This window comes from Nocardioides epinepheli (assembly GCF_037936805.1).
Classification (GTDB): domain Bacteria; phylum Actinomycetota; class Actinomycetes; order Propionibacteriales; family Nocardioidaceae; genus Nocardioides.
In genome coordinates, this window is record NZ_JBBMMC010000001.1 from 312,766 (window position 1) to 328,115 (window position 15,350).

12 protein-coding genes are annotated in these 15,350 nt (G+C 70.2%); 6 read left to right on the plus strand and 6 right to left on the minus strand.

The window, feature by feature from the left end:
- Window positions 1-321: 321 nt before the first annotated feature.
- The 5 genes from WMR31_RS01455 to WMR31_RS01475 form a co-directional block, all read right to left on the minus strand.
- A complete protein-coding gene (locus tag WMR31_RS01455; protein WP_340536991.1) occupies window positions 322-1,302 on the minus strand; it encodes an electron transfer flavoprotein subunit alpha/FixB family protein in 981 nt (326 codons plus the stop codon).
- Window positions 1,299-2,081, minus strand: a complete 783-nt coding sequence (locus WMR31_RS01460) for an electron transfer flavoprotein subunit beta/FixA family protein (RefSeq protein WP_340536992.1) — start codon at window positions 2,079-2,081, stop codon at window positions 1,299-1,301. Before WMR31_RS01460 ends, WMR31_RS01455 begins: the two co-directional genes overlap by 4 nt.
- A 23-nt stretch (window positions 2,082-2,104) precedes the next feature.
- Window positions 2,105-4,630 (minus strand): GcvT family protein, encoded by a 2,526-nt coding sequence (locus tag WMR31_RS01465; RefSeq protein ID WP_340536993.1) that lies wholly within the window; start codon window positions 4,628-4,630, stop codon window positions 2,105-2,107.
- Between the two features lie 181 nt (window positions 4,631-4,811).
- On the minus strand, window positions 4,812-6,575 hold the full coding sequence (locus tag WMR31_RS01470; protein WP_340536994.1) for a BCCT family transporter: 1,764 nt from the start codon (window positions 6,573-6,575) through the stop codon (window positions 4,812-4,814).
- A gap of 203 nt (window positions 6,576-6,778) precedes the next feature.
- Entirely contained in the window at window positions 6,779-7,618 is an 840-nt protein-coding gene (locus WMR31_RS01475) for an IclR family transcriptional regulator (RefSeq protein ID WP_340536995.1), read from the minus strand.
- A 190-nt stretch (window positions 7,619-7,808) separates the two neighbouring features.
- On the opposite strand from WMR31_RS01475, the gene purU reads away from it, so the two are divergent.
- Window positions 7,809-8,687 (plus strand): formyltetrahydrofolate deformylase, encoded by an 879-nt coding sequence (gene purU, locus WMR31_RS01480; protein ID WP_340536996.1) that lies wholly within the window; start codon window positions 7,809-7,811, stop codon window positions 8,685-8,687.
- 10 nt (window positions 8,688-8,697) lie between these two features.
- Here purU and WMR31_RS01485 read toward each other — a convergent pair whose 3' ends face one another.
- Window positions 8,698-10,137 (minus strand): trimethylamine methyltransferase family protein, encoded by a 1,440-nt coding sequence (locus WMR31_RS01485; RefSeq protein WP_340536997.1) that lies wholly within the window; start codon window positions 10,135-10,137, stop codon window positions 8,698-8,700.
- Between the two features lie 119 nt (window positions 10,138-10,256).
- On the opposite strand from WMR31_RS01485, the gene WMR31_RS01490 reads away from it, so the two are divergent.
- From WMR31_RS01490 to WMR31_RS01510, 5 genes are all read left to right on the plus strand, one after another.
- Window positions 10,257-11,054 (plus strand): IclR family transcriptional regulator, encoded by a 798-nt coding sequence (locus WMR31_RS01490; protein WP_340536998.1) that lies wholly within the window; start codon window positions 10,257-10,259, stop codon window positions 11,052-11,054.
- Window positions 11,051-11,716 carry a cobalamin B12-binding domain-containing protein gene (locus WMR31_RS01495; RefSeq protein ID WP_340536999.1) on the plus strand — a complete coding sequence of 222 codons (666 nt, stop codon included), beginning with the start codon at window positions 11,051-11,053 and terminating at the stop codon, window positions 11,714-11,716. The genes WMR31_RS01490 and WMR31_RS01495 overlap by 4 nt, the downstream gene beginning before the upstream one ends.
- A gap of 67 nt (window positions 11,717-11,783) precedes the next feature.
- Entirely contained in the window at window positions 11,784-12,722 is a 939-nt protein-coding gene (locus tag WMR31_RS01500; protein WP_340537000.1) for a dihydropteroate synthase, read from the plus strand.
- Window positions 12,719-14,707 (plus strand): ASKHA domain-containing protein, encoded by a 1,989-nt coding sequence (locus WMR31_RS01505; RefSeq protein WP_340537001.1) that lies wholly within the window; start codon window positions 12,719-12,721, stop codon window positions 14,705-14,707. The genes WMR31_RS01500 and WMR31_RS01505 overlap by 4 nt, the downstream gene beginning before the upstream one ends.
- Window positions 14,646-15,329, plus strand: a complete 684-nt coding sequence (locus WMR31_RS01510; RefSeq protein ID WP_340537002.1) for a DUF1638 domain-containing protein — start codon at window positions 14,646-14,648, stop codon at window positions 15,327-15,329. The genes WMR31_RS01505 and WMR31_RS01510 overlap by 62 nt, the downstream gene beginning before the upstream one ends.
- Window positions 15,330-15,350 lie beyond the last annotated feature (21 nt).

Genomic DNA, 15,350 nt, shown 5'->3' on the forward strand with positions numbered 1-15,350 from the left:
AACCGGCGGTCTCTGGTTTCGAGTCCAGACTGTACGCGGTGCTGGTGCGAGGTGGCCAATCGGTGGCGGGGTGGGCCGGCGTGGGCGTGCCCTCGTCGTCCGGGATTTCCCCGGTCGACCGGGGAAGTATGAACTGGGCGGCCGATATTTCGCCCGTCAAGTTCAGGTTTCCCCGGTCGACCGGGGAAGTATGAACCTGGCGGGCAAAGTATGAACTTGTCAGGCAAAGCATGAACTTGTCGACCGGGATATCGGCCGCCAAGTTCAGGGATCCCCGGTCGACCGGGGAAATCCCGCGACGCCGGAGTCGGGCCCCGCCGACTACCCCCGCCGCCGGCGGATCTCGGCGTTGATGGCCGGGACGACTTCGTGCAGGTCGCCGATGACGGCGTGGGTGGCCTTGGTGACCATGGGGGCGTCGGCGTCGGTGTTGATGGCCAGGATCGCCTTCGCGCTGCTGCAGCCGGCCCAGTGCTGGATGGCGCCGCTGATGCCGCAGGGGATGTAGAGGTCGGGCGAGATCCGGCTGCCGGTCTGGCCAACCTGCTCGTGGTGGGGTCGCCAGCCGAGGGAGGTGACGACGCGGGACACGCCCAGGGGCGCCTGGAGCAGGTCGGCGAGCTCGAGCAGGTCGCCGAAGCCGTCCTGGCTGCCGGCGCCACGGCCGGCGCCCACCACGACGCGCGCCGACTTCAGCGAGCCGGACAGGTCGGGCTCGGGCTCCTCGGTGGAGACGACGCGGGCCACGAGGTCGGCGGCGGGCACCTCCGGGGTGTGCTCGACGACGTTCGCAGGGCCGGGCTGCGGGGCCGGTGCCGACTCCACCGCGTGCCCGGCGACGGTGAAGATCGTCGGGCGCACCGAGAAGCGCATCTCCTCGACCGCCTGGCCGCCGACCACCTGCCGCCGCACCACGAAGGGCGAGAGTCCGTCGAAGGCGACGACGTTCGCGGCCATGGGCAGGCCGCCGCGCGCGGCCAGGTGCGCGAGGACCTCGCCCCCGCGCGGGGTGCCGGCGGCGGTGACGACCACCGACGACGTGGCGGCCAGCACGGTCTCGAGGCCGAAGGCCCAGGCCGCGCCGGAGAAGGCGTCGAAGCCGGGGCCGGTGAGGCGGTGCACGTCGCGGACGCCGTAGGCCGCGAGGAGGCCCCGCGCGTCCTCGGACAGATCGCCGACCACGACGGCGTCGATCGGCACCCCTCCCCCGGCCTCGGACAGCGAGCGGGCGAAGGTGAGGGTCTCCAAGGAGACCTCCGCGAGCTCGCCGGAGGGGCTCTGCTCCAGCAGGACCAGGATCATCGCGACAGCACTCCCAACTGCTCGAACAGGTCGACGACGGCCGAGGCGGCCTCCGGGCCCTTGCCGAGCACCACGACCTCGCTGGGCGCGGCCGGCGGCAGCGTCCAGCGCACCCGGTCGGGGCCGGCCGGCTCCTGGGTCGGCTCGCGCTCCTCGATCGGCACCTTCTTGGCCTTCATCCGTCCTGGGACGGTGGGATAGCGGGGCTCGACGCCGCCTTCCAGCACGGTGACGACGGCGGGCAGCGGGACGCGGTAGGTCTCGTGGCCGTCGGGCCCGTCTCCGGACGCCGTGACGACCTCGGCGCCGTCGACCTCCCCCACCTCCACGGTGGTGACGCCGTTGACGACCGGGCGGCCCAGCTCGTAGGCGAGCCGGATGCCGACCTGGAAGTCGCCGGTGTCGGCGGCGTCGTTGCCCAGCAGCACCAGCTGCGTGGGGCGTCCGGCCGCCTCGTGGTCGCGGACCACCGCGGCGATCTCGCGGGCGACGTCGGCGGGGCCGAACCGCTGGGCGTCGGCGACGACGTGCGTCGCGGAGGTGCAACCGACGGCGAGGGCGGCGCGCAGCTGCTCGACGGCGTCGGCGTCGCCGAGGGTGAGGACGCCGGCCTCTCCCCCGGTCGCGGCCGCGACCCGCACGGCGAGCTCGACGGCGCACTGCTCGTGCTGGCTCATGGTGAAGCCGGCCAGCCTGCCGTCGACGGCCTGGCCGTCGTCGGTGAGCACGATCTCGCTGGTGGAGTCGGGTACGCGCTTGACGCACACCAGGACGTTCACAGGACCGACTGCACTCACTGCACTCACCGCAGCCGCTCGTTGTCGGGGTCGAGCAGGGGCGTGGCGTCGATCGAGCCGACCGTCACCGGATAGCTCTCCTCCATGTAGGAGACCGTGAGCCTGGTGCCGACGGTGGCCTGCTCGGGCGGCAGGTAGGCCATCAGCACGTGCTTCCCGAGGGACGGCGCCGACCCCGCCGACGTGACGTAGGGGTGGTGGCCGTGACCGTCGGTGAGGGTCTCGCCGTCGGGGCCGAGGATCGGCTCGCCGCCGAGCATGTAGCGCTTGGTACCGCTGGCCGAGGTGTGGTCGTCGACGGTGAGCGTGCACAGCACGGCCGCCGGCACCTCGGCGCGCTGAGCGAGGTAGGCCTGCTTGCCCACGAAGTCGGCCTGCTTGACCTTCGGGCGCTGCATGCCCGCCTCGATGATCGAGCGCTCGCTGTCGAGCTCGGTCCCGTAGGCGCGGTAGCCCTTCTCGATCCGGCCGGTGGTGCCGTAGACGCCGATGCCCGCAGGCCGGGCGCCGTAGGGAGCGCCCGCCTCGAGCAGCGCGTCCCAGACGCCGGCGGCGGCGTCCATCGGCACGTAGAGCTCCCAGCCCAGGTCGCCGACGTAGGAGATCCGCGAGGCGAGGACGGGCGTCCCGGCGACGTCGATCTCGCGGCAGGTGAGGAACTTGAAGCCCTCGTCGGAGACGTCGGCGGAGGTCAGCGAGCCGAGGATGTCGCGGGCCTTCGGGCCCCAGATGCCGATCGTCGAGACGTCGTCGGTGAGGTCGGTCAGAGTGGTGGACGGGTCGTCGGGCAGGTGCGCGGCGAACCAGGCGCGGTCGACCATGCCGTGCGCGCCGCCGGTGACCACCCGGAAGTGGTCCTCGCCCAGCCGCATCACGGTCAGGTCGGAGCGGAAGCCGCCCTTGGCGTCGAGCACCGGCGTGTAGACGACCTTGCCGACCGGCACGTCGCACTGCGCGACGCAGGTCGTCTGGACGACGTCGAGCGCGCCGGGGCCCTCGATGTCGAAGAGGCAGAACGCCGAGAGGTCGATGACCGCGGCCGCCTCGCGCATGCGCAGGTGCTCGGCGTTGATGATCGGGCTCCACCAGCGCGCGTCCCACTCGTGCTCGCGGGGCATGACGGCGTCGCCGTAGACCTCGAGGAGGTCGGCGTTCGACTCATACCAGTGCGGCCGCTCCCAGCCGGCGGTCTCGAAGAACACCGCGCCGAGCTTCTGCTGGGAGGCGTTCATCGGCGAGAGCCGGCGGTCGCGGTCGGACTCGTACTGCTCGGCCGGGTGCACGATGCCGTAGGTCTTGATGAACGACTCGGTGGTGCGCAGCCGGGTGTGCTCGCGGGGCAGCTGGTGCTCGTGGAAGCGGGCGATGTCGCTGTGGTGCAGGTCGATCTCGCTGTGCCCGTGGGTCATCCACTCAGCGACCGCGCGACCGACGCCCGGGCCCTCCTTGATCCACACCGCCGAGGCGGTCCACAGCCCGGCGACGTCGCTCTCGCCCAGGATCGGGGCGCCGTCGCAGGTGAGCGAGAGCAGCCCGTTGATCGCATAGCGCATCTCCGCGCCCTCGGCGCCGAGGAGCTCGGGCATCAGCTCGTAGGCCTGCTCGAGCTGGGGGTCGAAGTCGTCGGAGGTGAACGGCATCTCGGTCGGCGAGAGCTTGGCCTGCTCGATCGAGGGGATGTCCTCGGGCTCGTGCAGGATCGCGCGGTGGGCGTAGGAGCCGACCTCCATGTCGGCGCCGTGCTGGCGCTCGTAGCAGAAGGTGTCCATGTCGCGGATGATCGGGAACTGGATCTCGCCGGTGCCTCCCTTCAGCTGAGGGCACGGGCCGACGCTGATCATCTGGTGCACCGCCGGGGTGAGCGGGATGCTGATGCCGGCCATGTCGCCGAGCTTGGGGCTCCACACGCCGGCGGCGATCACGACCGTCCCGGCCTCGATGTCGCCGCCGGTGGTGCGCACGCGGGTGATGCGACGTCGTCCGTGCGGGCCCTCCTCGGTGTCGAGGCCGGTGACCTCCACCGTGGGCACGACCGTCAGCTCGCCGGTGGCCAGCGCCTGCTCACGCATGATCGTGCCGGCGCGCAGGGAGTCGACCACGCCGACGCTCGGCGTCCAGAAGGCGCCGATGAACTGGTCCTCCTCGATGAAGGGGACCTTCTCCTTCACGAACGCCGGGTCGACGAGCTCGGCCTCGATGCCCCACGCCTTGGCGCTGGACATGCGGCGGCGCAGTTCCTCCATGCGCTCCTCGGTCCGCGCGATCTCGAAGCCGCCGGACTGCGTGAAGACGCCCATCTCCTGGTACTGGCGCACCGAGTCGAGGGTGAGATCGGTGATCTCGCGGGAGTGGTCGACCGGGAAGATGAAGTTGGACGCATGCCCTGTGGAGCCGCCCGGATTGGGCAGGGCTCCCTTGTCGATCTGGACCACGTTGCGCCACCCCAGGCGGGTCAGATGGTGGACCAGGCTGTTGCCCACGATCCCTGCCCCGATGACCACGACGTCGGCGGTTGCCGGCACCTCTGCCACGACGATCCTCCGTTGCTTAATGCGCAACATGTTGCGCTATGTGCACCGCCAGAAATGTACGTCGCGCGCCCCGACCCGTGTCAAGGTCTCCAGACGCCGACTCGGCGCGGACCTGGTGATCACGGGGTGATCACCGCCGGTCCGCGCCGAGTCGGTGGCGTGCGGTCGAGGCGTCAGTCGCTCAGGACGGCCGATCGCCCTTCCGGAGGGTGACCTCGTCGGTGACGATCACCTCGTCGACCTCCTCGGCGTTCTCCGGCCCATCGGGAGCGACGTCGGCGCCGAGGCTGGCCAGGGCGACCGTCTGGTGCTCGACGAGGTCGTACTTCTGGGCGTGCAGCACGGCCCGCCTGACCCGCGGCGGCAGCGTCGACTCGTACGGCTCGTCGCGCAGCGACTTCATCAGGGAGAAGCACATCGCCACGATGATCAACATGAATGGCCCCGCCACGATGATCACCAGTGTCTGTAGCGCACCTAGGCCGCCCGAGGCGAGCAGGATCGCGGCGATGACGCCCTGGGCGACGCCCCAGAAGATGACCAGCCAGCGCATCGGCTCCTCCTTGCCGTTCTGGCTGAGCATCCCCATCACGATCGAGGCCGAGTCGGCGCCGGTGATGAAGAAGATCGCGATCAGGAAGACGGCGAGGACGACGGTGATCGAGGAGAGCGGATACTCGCGGAGCATGGAGAACAGCACGCTCTCCTTGCCCTTGTCGGCCAGCTCTGCGCCGAGGTCCTTGGTGTCGCTGAACTGGAGGTCGAAGGCGGAGCCCGCCAGGATCGAGAACCAGATGAACGAGACGAGGCTCGGCACCAAGATCACGTAGACCACGAACTGGCGGATCGTTCGCCCCTTGGAGATGCGGGCGATGAACATGCCGACGAAGGGGGTCCAGGAGATCCACCAGGCCCAGTAGAAGATGGTCCAGGTGTCGAGGAACGCGCCCTCGCCGAAGGCGCCGGTGCGGAACGACATCGCCGGCAGGTGGGTGAGGTAGCCACCCAGCGACTCGGTGAACGTGCTCATGATGAACACCGTCGGGCCGACCACGAACAAGAAGAACACCAGCAGGACCGCGGCGACCGCGTTGGCGTTGGAGAGGAACTGCACGCCCTTCTCGATCCCGGTGACGGCCGAGAGGACGAAGCACAGGGTCAGGACGCCGATCACCACGGTGGTGAGCAGCTTGCTGTTGCCCGATCCGAAGACGTCGTCGAGGCCGCCGGTGATCTGGAGGGCGCCGAGTCCGAGCGAGGTCGCGGAGCCGAAGAGGGTGGCGAAGATCGCGATCACGTCGATCGCCTTGCCCGGCCCCTGAGTGGCCCGCTTGCCCAGCAGCGGTCCGAAGGCGCCGGAGACCAGGTTGCCATTGCCCTTGCGGTAGGCGAAGTAGCCGATGGCGAGGCCGATGACCGCATACATCGCCCAGGGGTGCATGCCCCAGTGGAAGAAGGAGTACTCCATCGCCGTCTGCGCGGCGGCGGGCGTGCCGGCCTCGGCCCGGCCCGGCGGGATGCTGTCGGGCGTGGTGGCGGTCAGATAGGTGAGCGGCTCGGCGACGCCCCAGAACATCAGGCCGATGCCCATCCCGGTGGCGAACATCATCGAGACCCAGGAGAACGTCGAGAACTCGGGCTTGGAGTCGTCGGGACCGAGCTTGATGTTGCCGTAGCGGGTGAAGGCCAAGAAGCCGGAGAAGATCAGGAAGCCGGCACTGACCAGCACGAACAGCCAGCCGAAGTTTCCGGTCACCCATGCCAGCGCGTCGGCCGTGGTCGTGGTCATGCCGTCAGGCGCGAGCCACCCCCACAGCGCGAACGCGATGACCAACGCCGCCGCGATCCCGAAGGTGACCTTGTCGAGAGGAAAGTGCGTTCGAGTGGGGATCCCGCCGTCGGGCGGGGCCTGCGAGGCGGGGGTGTTGTCGGCATCTACTGCCATCGTGTGCTCCTCGTTCCCTCTGCCGGACGAGCGGCACCGAGGACCGGAACCGCACCCGCACCGGACATTCCGCTCGCACCCTACACGAGCGTTGTTGCGTATCGCGCAATCAAGTTCTCGCCGCGCAACCCGCTGGACCCACTGAGGATGCTGCGAGGAGTCCGTCCCGTCAAGAGCAGGTCACTGGAAACGGGTGAATCCTCTCAGCGGTGTCCCCAACCCAGGCGATGGGAGGCCTCCATCGCGGCGTCCCTGACCAGGCGGATCGCCTCCTCGACGCGGGCGGCGGTCAGGCGGAACGACGGGCCGGACACGCTGATCGAGGCGACGACGTCGCCTTGGGTGTTGCGGATCGGCGCGGCGATCGCCGTCAGGCCGATCTCGAGCTCGTCGATGGCCAGCGCGTAGCCCTGCTCGCGCACCTGCGCCACCTCGGCGCGCAACGCGGAGCGCTCGGTGATCGTGTGCGGGGTATAGGTGGTCAGCGAGTCGAGGAACTCCTCCAGCGCGGTGTCGCTCAGGCCGGCCAGCAGCACCTTCCCGTTGCTCGTGGCGTGCAGCGGGATGTGCTGCCCCACCCAGTTGTGTGGCTGGAGAGCCGAGGAGCCCGCGATCTGGTCGAGGTAGAGCGCCGAGCGCTCCGAGAGGACCGCGAGGTTCACCGTCTCCCCCGTGGCCTCGGCGAGCTGGCGCCCGATCGGGCGAGCCTCCTGGACGACGTCGAGTCGCGCCGTCGTGGCGCCCGCGAGCCGCAGGATGCCGACGCCGAGGCGATAGCGCCCGCGCTCGACCGTCTGCTCGACGAGCCGGTGCGCCTCCAAGGTGACCATCAGCCGGAAGGCCGTGCTCTTGTGGACGTCGAGCTCGGCGGCGATCTCGGTGACGCCGGCCTCGCCGCGGCGGGCCAGCACCTCGAGGATGGCCAGCGCCCGGTCGACCGACTGCACGCCCTGCCCGGTGAGTGCGGCCGGTGCGCTCGCGGTCTCGTCCGGGACCTCGGCTGTGTTCCCCGAGGCGACCGAGGCATCGACCGGCGTGGTCATGTCGGGCAGACTAGCGCACACGCTGTTGCGTATCGCAGAATCCGTTCCGCCACCCGCAACGTCACGCTGACCCGTCCGCTATAGCCGACGGGTCGGTGCAGATTCGACGCTGACCCGTCCGCTATAGCTGACGGGTCGGCGTTCGGCGGAGCGAGTCACCCAGGCCAGTCAGCACGCGAGGAGCACCATCATGGTCCAGGCACCCACCACCACGCCGCCCGCGGGCGAGTTCGTGCTCACCCTGTCCTGCCCCGACCGCCCCGGCATCGTGTACGCGACGTCGGGATTCCTCGTCGAGCACGGCGGCAACATCTTGGAGAGCCAGCAGTTCGACGACCAGCTGCACGACCGGTTCTTCATGCGCATCGACTTCACCGTCGACGGCGAGACCACCGCCGAGGAGCTCCGAGCCGACTTCGCCGTGGTGGCCGACCAGTTCGAGATGGACTTCGAGATCTGGCGGGCCGATGCGCCGTACCGCACGATCATCATGGTCTCCAAGCACCTGCACTGCCTCAACGACCTGCTCTTCCGCGCCAGCACCGGTGCGCTGCAGATCGAGATCCCGGCCGTCGTCTCCAACCACCCCGACGCCGGCGCGTTGGTCCGCTCCTACGGGCTGGACTTCCACCACATCCCGGTCACCCCCGACACCAAGCCGCAGGCCGAGCAGCAGCTGCTGGACCTGGTGGAGGAGACCGGCACCCACCTGGTGGTGCTCGCGCGCTATATGCAGGTGCTGTCGGACAACCTGTGCCGCGAGCTGTCCGGGCGTGCGATCAACATCCATCACTCGTTCCTGCCGAGCTTCAAGGGCGCCAAGCCCTACCACCAGGCCTTCGACCGCGGGGTGAAGTTGGTCGGCGCCACCGCCCACTACGTGACCGCCGACCTCGACGAGGGCCCGATCATCGAGCAGGACGTCGTCCGGGTCGACCACACCTATCAGCAGGACCAGCTGGTCACCGCCGGCCGCGACGTCGAGGCGCAGGTGCTCTCCCGCGCGGTCCGCTGGCACGCCCAGTCGCGGGTCCTGCTCAACGGCGACCGCACCGTCGTCTTCCGCTGACCGGAGCCGGTCAGTCGCCGAGCTCGGCGCGACGACGGATGACGTAGGCCTGGAGCTCCTCGCGGATGGCGGGGTCCAGGGGCGGCTCCTCGTAGTCGGCGAGGGTCTTCTGGTAGATCTCGGCTGCCCGGTCGTTGGCGTCGCGGCCGCCGTTGCGCATCCACCGCTCGTAGTTCTCCGACGACGACAGCAGCGGTCGGTAGAAGCAGGTGCGGAAGCGCTCCATGGTGTGCATCGCGCCGAGGAAGTGGCCGCCGTGGCCGACCTCCTCGTGGGCGTCGAAGGCCATCGACGCCTCGTCGATCTCCAGCGGCGTGAACTCGTGCTGGAGCATCTGCAGCAGCTCGACGTCGACGATGAACTTCTCATAGCCCGCGACCAGTCCCCCTTCCAGCCAGCCGGCCGAGTGCATCACCCAGTTCGCGCCGGCGAGGAAGGTCGGGAGGAGCGTCATCAGCGCCTCGTAGCCGGCCTGCGCGTCGGCGACCTGGGACGACGTGAGGCCGCCGCCGGTCCGGAAGGGCAGCCCGAAGTGCCGTGCGATCTGTCCGGTGCACAGCAGCCCGAGCCCGGACTCGGGCGTCCCGAACGTCGGTGAGCCGGACTGCATGTCGATGTTGGAGAGGAACGACCCGAAGATCACCGGCGTGCCGGGGCGGATCAGCTGCGAGAGCGTGATCCCCGAGAGCGCCTCGACGATCTGCTGCACCAGCGCCGCCGGGATCGTGACCGGCGACATCGCGCCCATCAGGATGAACGGCGTGAGCACGACCGGCTGCCCGGCGCCGGAGTACTCGAACTGCGCCTCGAGCATCCGGTCGTCCCAGCGCAGCGGCGAGTTGCAGTTGATCAGCGAGATGGTGGCCGGAGTCTGCTCGATCGCCTCGCGCGAGCCGAACAGGATCGACGTCATTGCGATCGTGTCGGCGGCGTTGACGCCCGAGACGACGTTGCCCATGTAGACCTTGTCGGTCAGCGTCTGCAGCGCGTAGGTCATGTCGAGGTGGCGGCTGTCGAGCGGGGTGTCGTTGGGCTCGCAGATGACGCCGCCGGCCGAGTCGAGGACCGAGAAGGACTGGGCGAGCTTGGTGAAGTTGGTGAAGTCGTTCATGGTCGCGTCGCGCCGCACCTCGCCCTCGCGCACGAACGGCGGCCCGTAGACCGAGCCGAAGGCCATGGAGTCGCCGCCGATGTGCAGGTCGTGGTCGTGGTTGCGGGCCTGGACGTCGAACTCGCGCGGCGCCTTGGCGACCTGCTCGAGCACGAAGTCGGGGTCGAGGAAGACGGTGTTCTCCTCCACCCGCTGGCCGGCCTTGCGGAACAACTCGAGCGCGCGGTCGTCCATGAACTCGACGCCGATCTCGGTCATCAGCCGTCGCCAGCCCACCTCGAGCGTGGCCATGGCCTCCTCGGAGAGCACCTCATAGCGCGGCATCGTGTTGCGGAACATCGCTCCTCCTGACCCCGCCCGCCCCTTGACCGCGGGACCGGGCGGCTCCTAACCTCATGACGTGGAACACAGTTCCACATCATGGAACCTGTTGGGAACCCCGAGACTTGGAGTCGTCCGTGTCCGAGACCAGTGGCAGCGGCACCCGCGCGGTCGACCGCGCCGCCGATCTGGTCGCCACCGTCGTCCAGGCCGACGAGCCGCTGAGCTTCGCCGACCTCCAGGACGCCAGCGGTCTGGCCAAGTCGACGACGTCGCGGATGCTCGCCGCGCTCGAACGCTCCGGCCTCCTCGAGCGCGACGCCTCCGGGGGCTACGTCGCCGGACGGATCTTCTGGCTCTACGCCGCCCGGCACGACCCGTGGGAGGAGCTGGTCCGCCTCGCCCGCCCGGCGATGGAGGCGATCGGCGAGGCCACCGGCGAGACCGTGCACCTCTCGATCACCCGCGAGGACCGCGTCGCCCAGGTCGCCCAGGTCGACTCCACCTTCCTGCTGGGCACCCGCGACTGGACCGAGATCGACGTCCCGGCGCACTGCTCGGCCCTCGGCAAGGTGTTCTTCGCCTGGGGGCGGCTCGCCCTCCCCGACGGTGAGCTCGAGGCGGCCACCGAGGCGACGCTCACGACGCCGGCCCAGCTGCGGCGCGACGCCGTCCGGACCCGTGAGCGCGGCTGGGCGATCACCGTCGACGAGCTCGAGGTCGGGCTCACCGGACTCGCCGCGCCGGTGCGCGGATCGCACGACGAGGTGATCGCCGCGATCGGGATCTCCGGGCCGAGCCAGCGCCTCGAAGGCCGGCTCGACGAGCTCGGCGAGGAGCTGGTCGAGCACGCCGCCGAGCTCTCCACCCTGTTCCGCCCGGCTCCCGGCGGACCGCACACGTCACCAGCACAGAAAGAGGAGGTGGTCGCATGACTCCGGAGGAGATCCTGCAGGGCCTGTACGACGAGACCCTGGTGGGCAACGGCCCCCGGGTCCTGGAACTCACCGAGGAGGGCCTCGCGAGCGACATGGAGCCGCAGACCCTGCTCTTCGACGCCCTGATCCCCTCACTGGAGGAGGTCGGTGCCCGGTTCGAGCGCGGCGACTTCTTCGTCCCGGAGATGCTCATCGCCGGACGCGCGATGGCCGGCGCGATGGAGCGGCTGCGCCCGCTGCTGGCCGAGACCGGCGTGCAGACGATCGGCAAGTTCCTGATGGGCACGGTCAAGGGCGACGTGCACGACATCGGCAAGAACCTGGTCAACATCATGCTCGAGGGAGCGGGCTTCGAGGTGATCGACCTCGGCGTGCAGGTGGCGCCGGAGAAGTTCGTGTCCGCCATCGAGGAGCACCAGCCCGACATCGTCGGGTTCTCCGCCTTCCTCACCACCACGATGCCGATGTTCAAGGCGAACATGAACGCCCTGGAGAAGGCCGGCATCCGCAACGACGTGATCGTCATGGTCGGCGGCGCGCCGGTCACCCAGGAGTACGCCGACGCCGTGGGCGCCGACGGGTACGCCGCCGACGCCTCCCAGACCGTCAAGCGCGCCAAGCTCCTGCTCGACGAGAAGCGCACCAAGGTCCCGGCATGAGCACCCCACCGACTTCTGCACAGGGCTCGCTGCGCTCGCGCGCGGCACAACTCGTCGGGGACCCCGCATGAGCACCCCCATGACCAGCAGCACCGCGTACGCCGTCGAGGCGGCGCCGCGCCTGGAGACCGTGCTCCGCTCGGCCACCCAGCAGGTCACCATCGGGCACGACACCCGGTTCTGCCTGATCGGCGAGCGGATCAACCCGACCGGGCGCCGGATCTTCCAGGAGCAGTTGCGCCAAGGAGACCTCTCGGCGATCGAGCGCGACGTGAAGGCGCAGGTGGAGGGCGGCGCCGACGTCCTCGACGTCAACATGGGCGTGCCGCTGACCGACGAGGCCGACCTGCTCGGCCGCGCGATCACGATGGTGCAGGAGCTCACCGACAAGCCGATCTGCATCGACTCCTCGGTCGTGGGGGCGCTCGAGGCCGGGCTGTCGGTCTACCAGGGCCGGGCGCTGGTGAACTCGGTGACCGCCGAGGACGAACGACTCGAGCAGATCCTGCCGCTGGTCAAGAAGTACGACGCCGCCATCATCGCGCTGCCCAACGACGCCGACGAGATCCCGATGGAGGTCGAGAAGCGGATCGTGCTGACCCGCAAGATCATCGAGGTCGCCACCACCGAGTACGGCATCGCGGCCGCCGACATCGTCATCGATCCGCTCGCGATGCCGATCGGCGCCGACCAGGAGGTCGTCAACACCACGCTGGAGACGATGCGTCGCATCCGGCACGAGTTCGGCGTCAACATGACCTGCGGTGCCTCCAACGTGTCCTTCGGGATGCCGTCGCGGCACAGCCTGGGCGCGGCGTTCCTGCCGATGGCGATGACCGCCGGACTCACCTCGGCGATCATGGACGCCCGCACGCCGCAGATCGTCGAGGCCGTCAAGGCCGCCGACCTTCTCCTCGGGCACGACGAGTGGGGCGGGAACTGGATCGCCGAGCACCGCGCCCGCCAGGCGCGCGAGCAGGCCGGGGAAGTGGCAGCCGCCACGTGACCGACGACGCGGCCCAAGGGCCCGGCTTCTCCCTTGCCGACGTCGCGCGCGAGGGGCTGATCGAGCCGTCCGGGACCGGGCAGGTCGCCCACGACGGGTCCGGGCGGGTCGACCTCTCCTTCACCGTGCACTCCCTGGCCGAGGACGGCGCCGAGGTGCCACCTGCCCAACGCGGCGTGCGGGTGCCGCCCGGCGTCACGGTGTTCGACGCCGCCTCGTGGAATGGCATCGCCATCGACTCCACCTGCGGCGGTCACGGCACCTGCCACAAGTGCCGGATCCGGATCGACTCCGACGGACCCGAGGTGCCGATCACCCGGCACGACGTCAAGACGTTCAGCAGCGAGCAGCTCGCCGACGGCTGGCGCCTCGGATGTCTGGTGCAGGCGACCCGCAACCTCGCGGTCGAGGTGCCGCCGCTGACCACGCGACCCAAGGCCGCGACGGTCGGGATCGGCCGCCAGGTCATCCTGCGTCCGGCGCTCCAGAAACGCTACGTCGAGCTGTCCGAGGCGACCCTCGCCGACCAGCGCACCGACCTGGTGCGGCTCACCGACGCCATCGACGACCTCGAGCTCACCGCCGACCTGCACGTCCTGCGGCGCCTCTCGACGGTGCTGCGCGAGGCCGACTTCAAGGTGACCGCGGTGATCCTCGACGAGGCGCTCGTCGACGTCGAGCCGGGCGACACGACCGCCGCCCGCTATGCGATCGCCTTCGATCTGGGCACCACCACCGTCGTGGGCACCCTGATCGACGTCGGCACCGGCACTCCGCTGGCGGTGGCGTCCTCGCTGAACCAGCAGCAGCCCTTCGGTGGCGACGTCATCACCCGCATCAGCGCCACCATGATGGACGACGAGGCGCTCGGGCGGCTGCAGGCCGCCGCCGGTGCGACCCTGGCCGACCTGGCGCAGCGGGTGTGCCGGGAGGCCGGCGTCGACCCGGCGCACGTCTACGAGGTCGCGGTTGCCGGCAATGCCACGATGACCGCGCTCGCCCTCGGCATCGACCCCGAGCCGCTCGGCGTGGCGCCGTTCGTCATGACCGCCGCCCAGCCGCCATCGGTGCTCGCCGGCGACATCGGGCTCGACCTCCACCCGCGCGCCCGCGCCTTCTTCTTCCCCGCGCTCGGCGCCTACGTCGGCGGCGACATCGTCTCGGGCATGCTGGCCTCCGGCATGGACCGCGACAAGCGGACCCGCCTGTTCATCGACGTCGGCACCAACTGCGAGATCGTGCTCAGCGACGGCGAGACGATCCTGTCCACCGCGGCGCCGGCCGGGCCGGCGTTCGAGGGCGGTGCGATCCGCTGCGGGATGCGCGCGGCCGATGGCGCGATCGAGACCATCAAGCTCGACGCCCACGCCGAGGGCGAGGATCCGGCGGTCACGCTCGGGGTCATCGGCGACGTCGAGGCGAAGGGCCTGTGTGGCTCCGGCCTGGTCGACGCCGTGGCCGAGCTGGTCCGAGTCGGCCTGCTCGACGACACCGGCCGCCTGATCCCCGAGGACGCCGCCAAGGAGGTCGCGCCCGCGCTGGCCGACCGGCTCGCCAAGGTGGGCGAGGAGCGGGTCTTCGTGCTGCACCGGCCGTCCCCGACGTCTGAGCCCGCCGAGTGCGTCTACCTCTCCCAGCGCGACGTGCGCGAGCTCCAGTTCGCCAAGGCCGCCATCTCCACCGGCTGGTCGCTCCTGCTGGAGGAGCTCGGCCTCGAGCAGCGCGACGTGCAGCAGGTGCTGCTGGCCGGGTCGTTCGGCAGCTACCTCTCCCCCGCCTCGGCGGTGCGGATCGGCCTGGTGCCGAAGGTGTCGGTGCTGCGGATCGTCGCTGCCGGCAATGTCGCCGGGGAGGGCGCCAAGATGGCGCTGCTCTCGGTGCGGGAGCGGGCCGGCGCGCTGGCCCTGCTCGAGGAGGTGAGCTATGTCGAACTCTCCGACCGCGCCGACTTCAACGACACCTTCGTCGAGCAGCTCTCGTTCTGATCTGGCTGACCGGGCTGATCGGGCTGACCGGGCTGATCGGGTCGCGCTGATCGCGTGCGGCGCGATCGCGCAGCCCGCGGCCGAGATCGCCGCCCGACGCGACTGGCCGCTCGACGTCCACCCGCTGCCGCCGCTGCTGCACAACCACCCCGAGAAGATCGCCGGCGAGGTGGGCGAGCTCGCGGTGCGGTTGGCGCCGTCGTACCGGAAGGTGGTCGTCGGGTATGCCGACTGCGGCACCTACGGCGCCCTCGACGAGGTGTGCGTCTCCCTGGGGCTCGAACGCCTGCCGGGGTTGCACTGCTACGACCTGTATGCCGGGGAGTCGCGGATCCGGGAGTTCTTCGAGAACCAGCCCGGCACCTACCTGCTCACCGACTTCCTGGTCCGCTCCTTCGACCGCACCGTGATCCGCGAGCTCGGCCTGGACCGCTACCCCGACCTGCGCGACACCTACTTCGAGCACTACACCCGCATGGTGTGGCTGGCCCAGGAGCCCGACGCCGAGCTGCGCGTCTTGGCCGAGCGGGCGGCCGAGCGGATCGGGCTCCCGTTGACCGTCGTCGAGACCGGGCACGGTGGACTCCAACGGGCGCTCGCCGACCTCGTCGCCGGAGGTTGAGCAAGCGAGCGCAGCGAGCGC

What these genes read in the sequence shown, in the direction of transcription:
- WMR31_RS01455 (WP_340536991.1), bottom strand. Translation starts at nt 1,302, where the DNA reads ATGATCCTGGTCCTGCTGGAGCAGAGCCCCTCCGGCGAGCTCGCGGAG.
- WMR31_RS01470 (WP_340536994.1), bottom strand. Translation starts at nt 6,575, where the DNA reads ATGGCAGTAGATGCCGACAACACCCCCGCCTCGCAGGCCCCGCCCGAC.
- WMR31_RS01475 (WP_340536995.1), bottom strand. Translation starts at nt 7,618, where the DNA reads ATGACCACGCCGGTCGATGCCTCGGTCGCCTCGGGGAACACAGCCGAG.
- purU (WP_340536996.1), top strand. Translation starts at nt 7,809, where the DNA reads ATGGTCCAGGCACCCACCACCACGCCGCCCGCGGGCGAGTTCGTGCTC.
- WMR31_RS01485 (WP_340536997.1), bottom strand. Translation starts at nt 10,137, where the DNA reads ATGTTCCGCAACACGATGCCGCGCTATGAGGTGCTCTCCGAGGAGGCC.
- WMR31_RS01495 (WP_340536999.1), top strand. Translation starts at nt 11,051, where the DNA reads ATGACTCCGGAGGAGATCCTGCAGGGCCTGTACGACGAGACCCTGGTG.
- WMR31_RS01500 (WP_340537000.1), top strand. Translation starts at nt 11,784, where the DNA reads ATGAGCACCCCCATGACCAGCAGCACCGCGTACGCCGTCGAGGCGGCG.
- WMR31_RS01510 (WP_340537002.1), top strand. Translation starts at nt 14,646, where the DNA reads ATGTCGAACTCTCCGACCGCGCCGACTTCAACGACACCTTCGTCGAGC.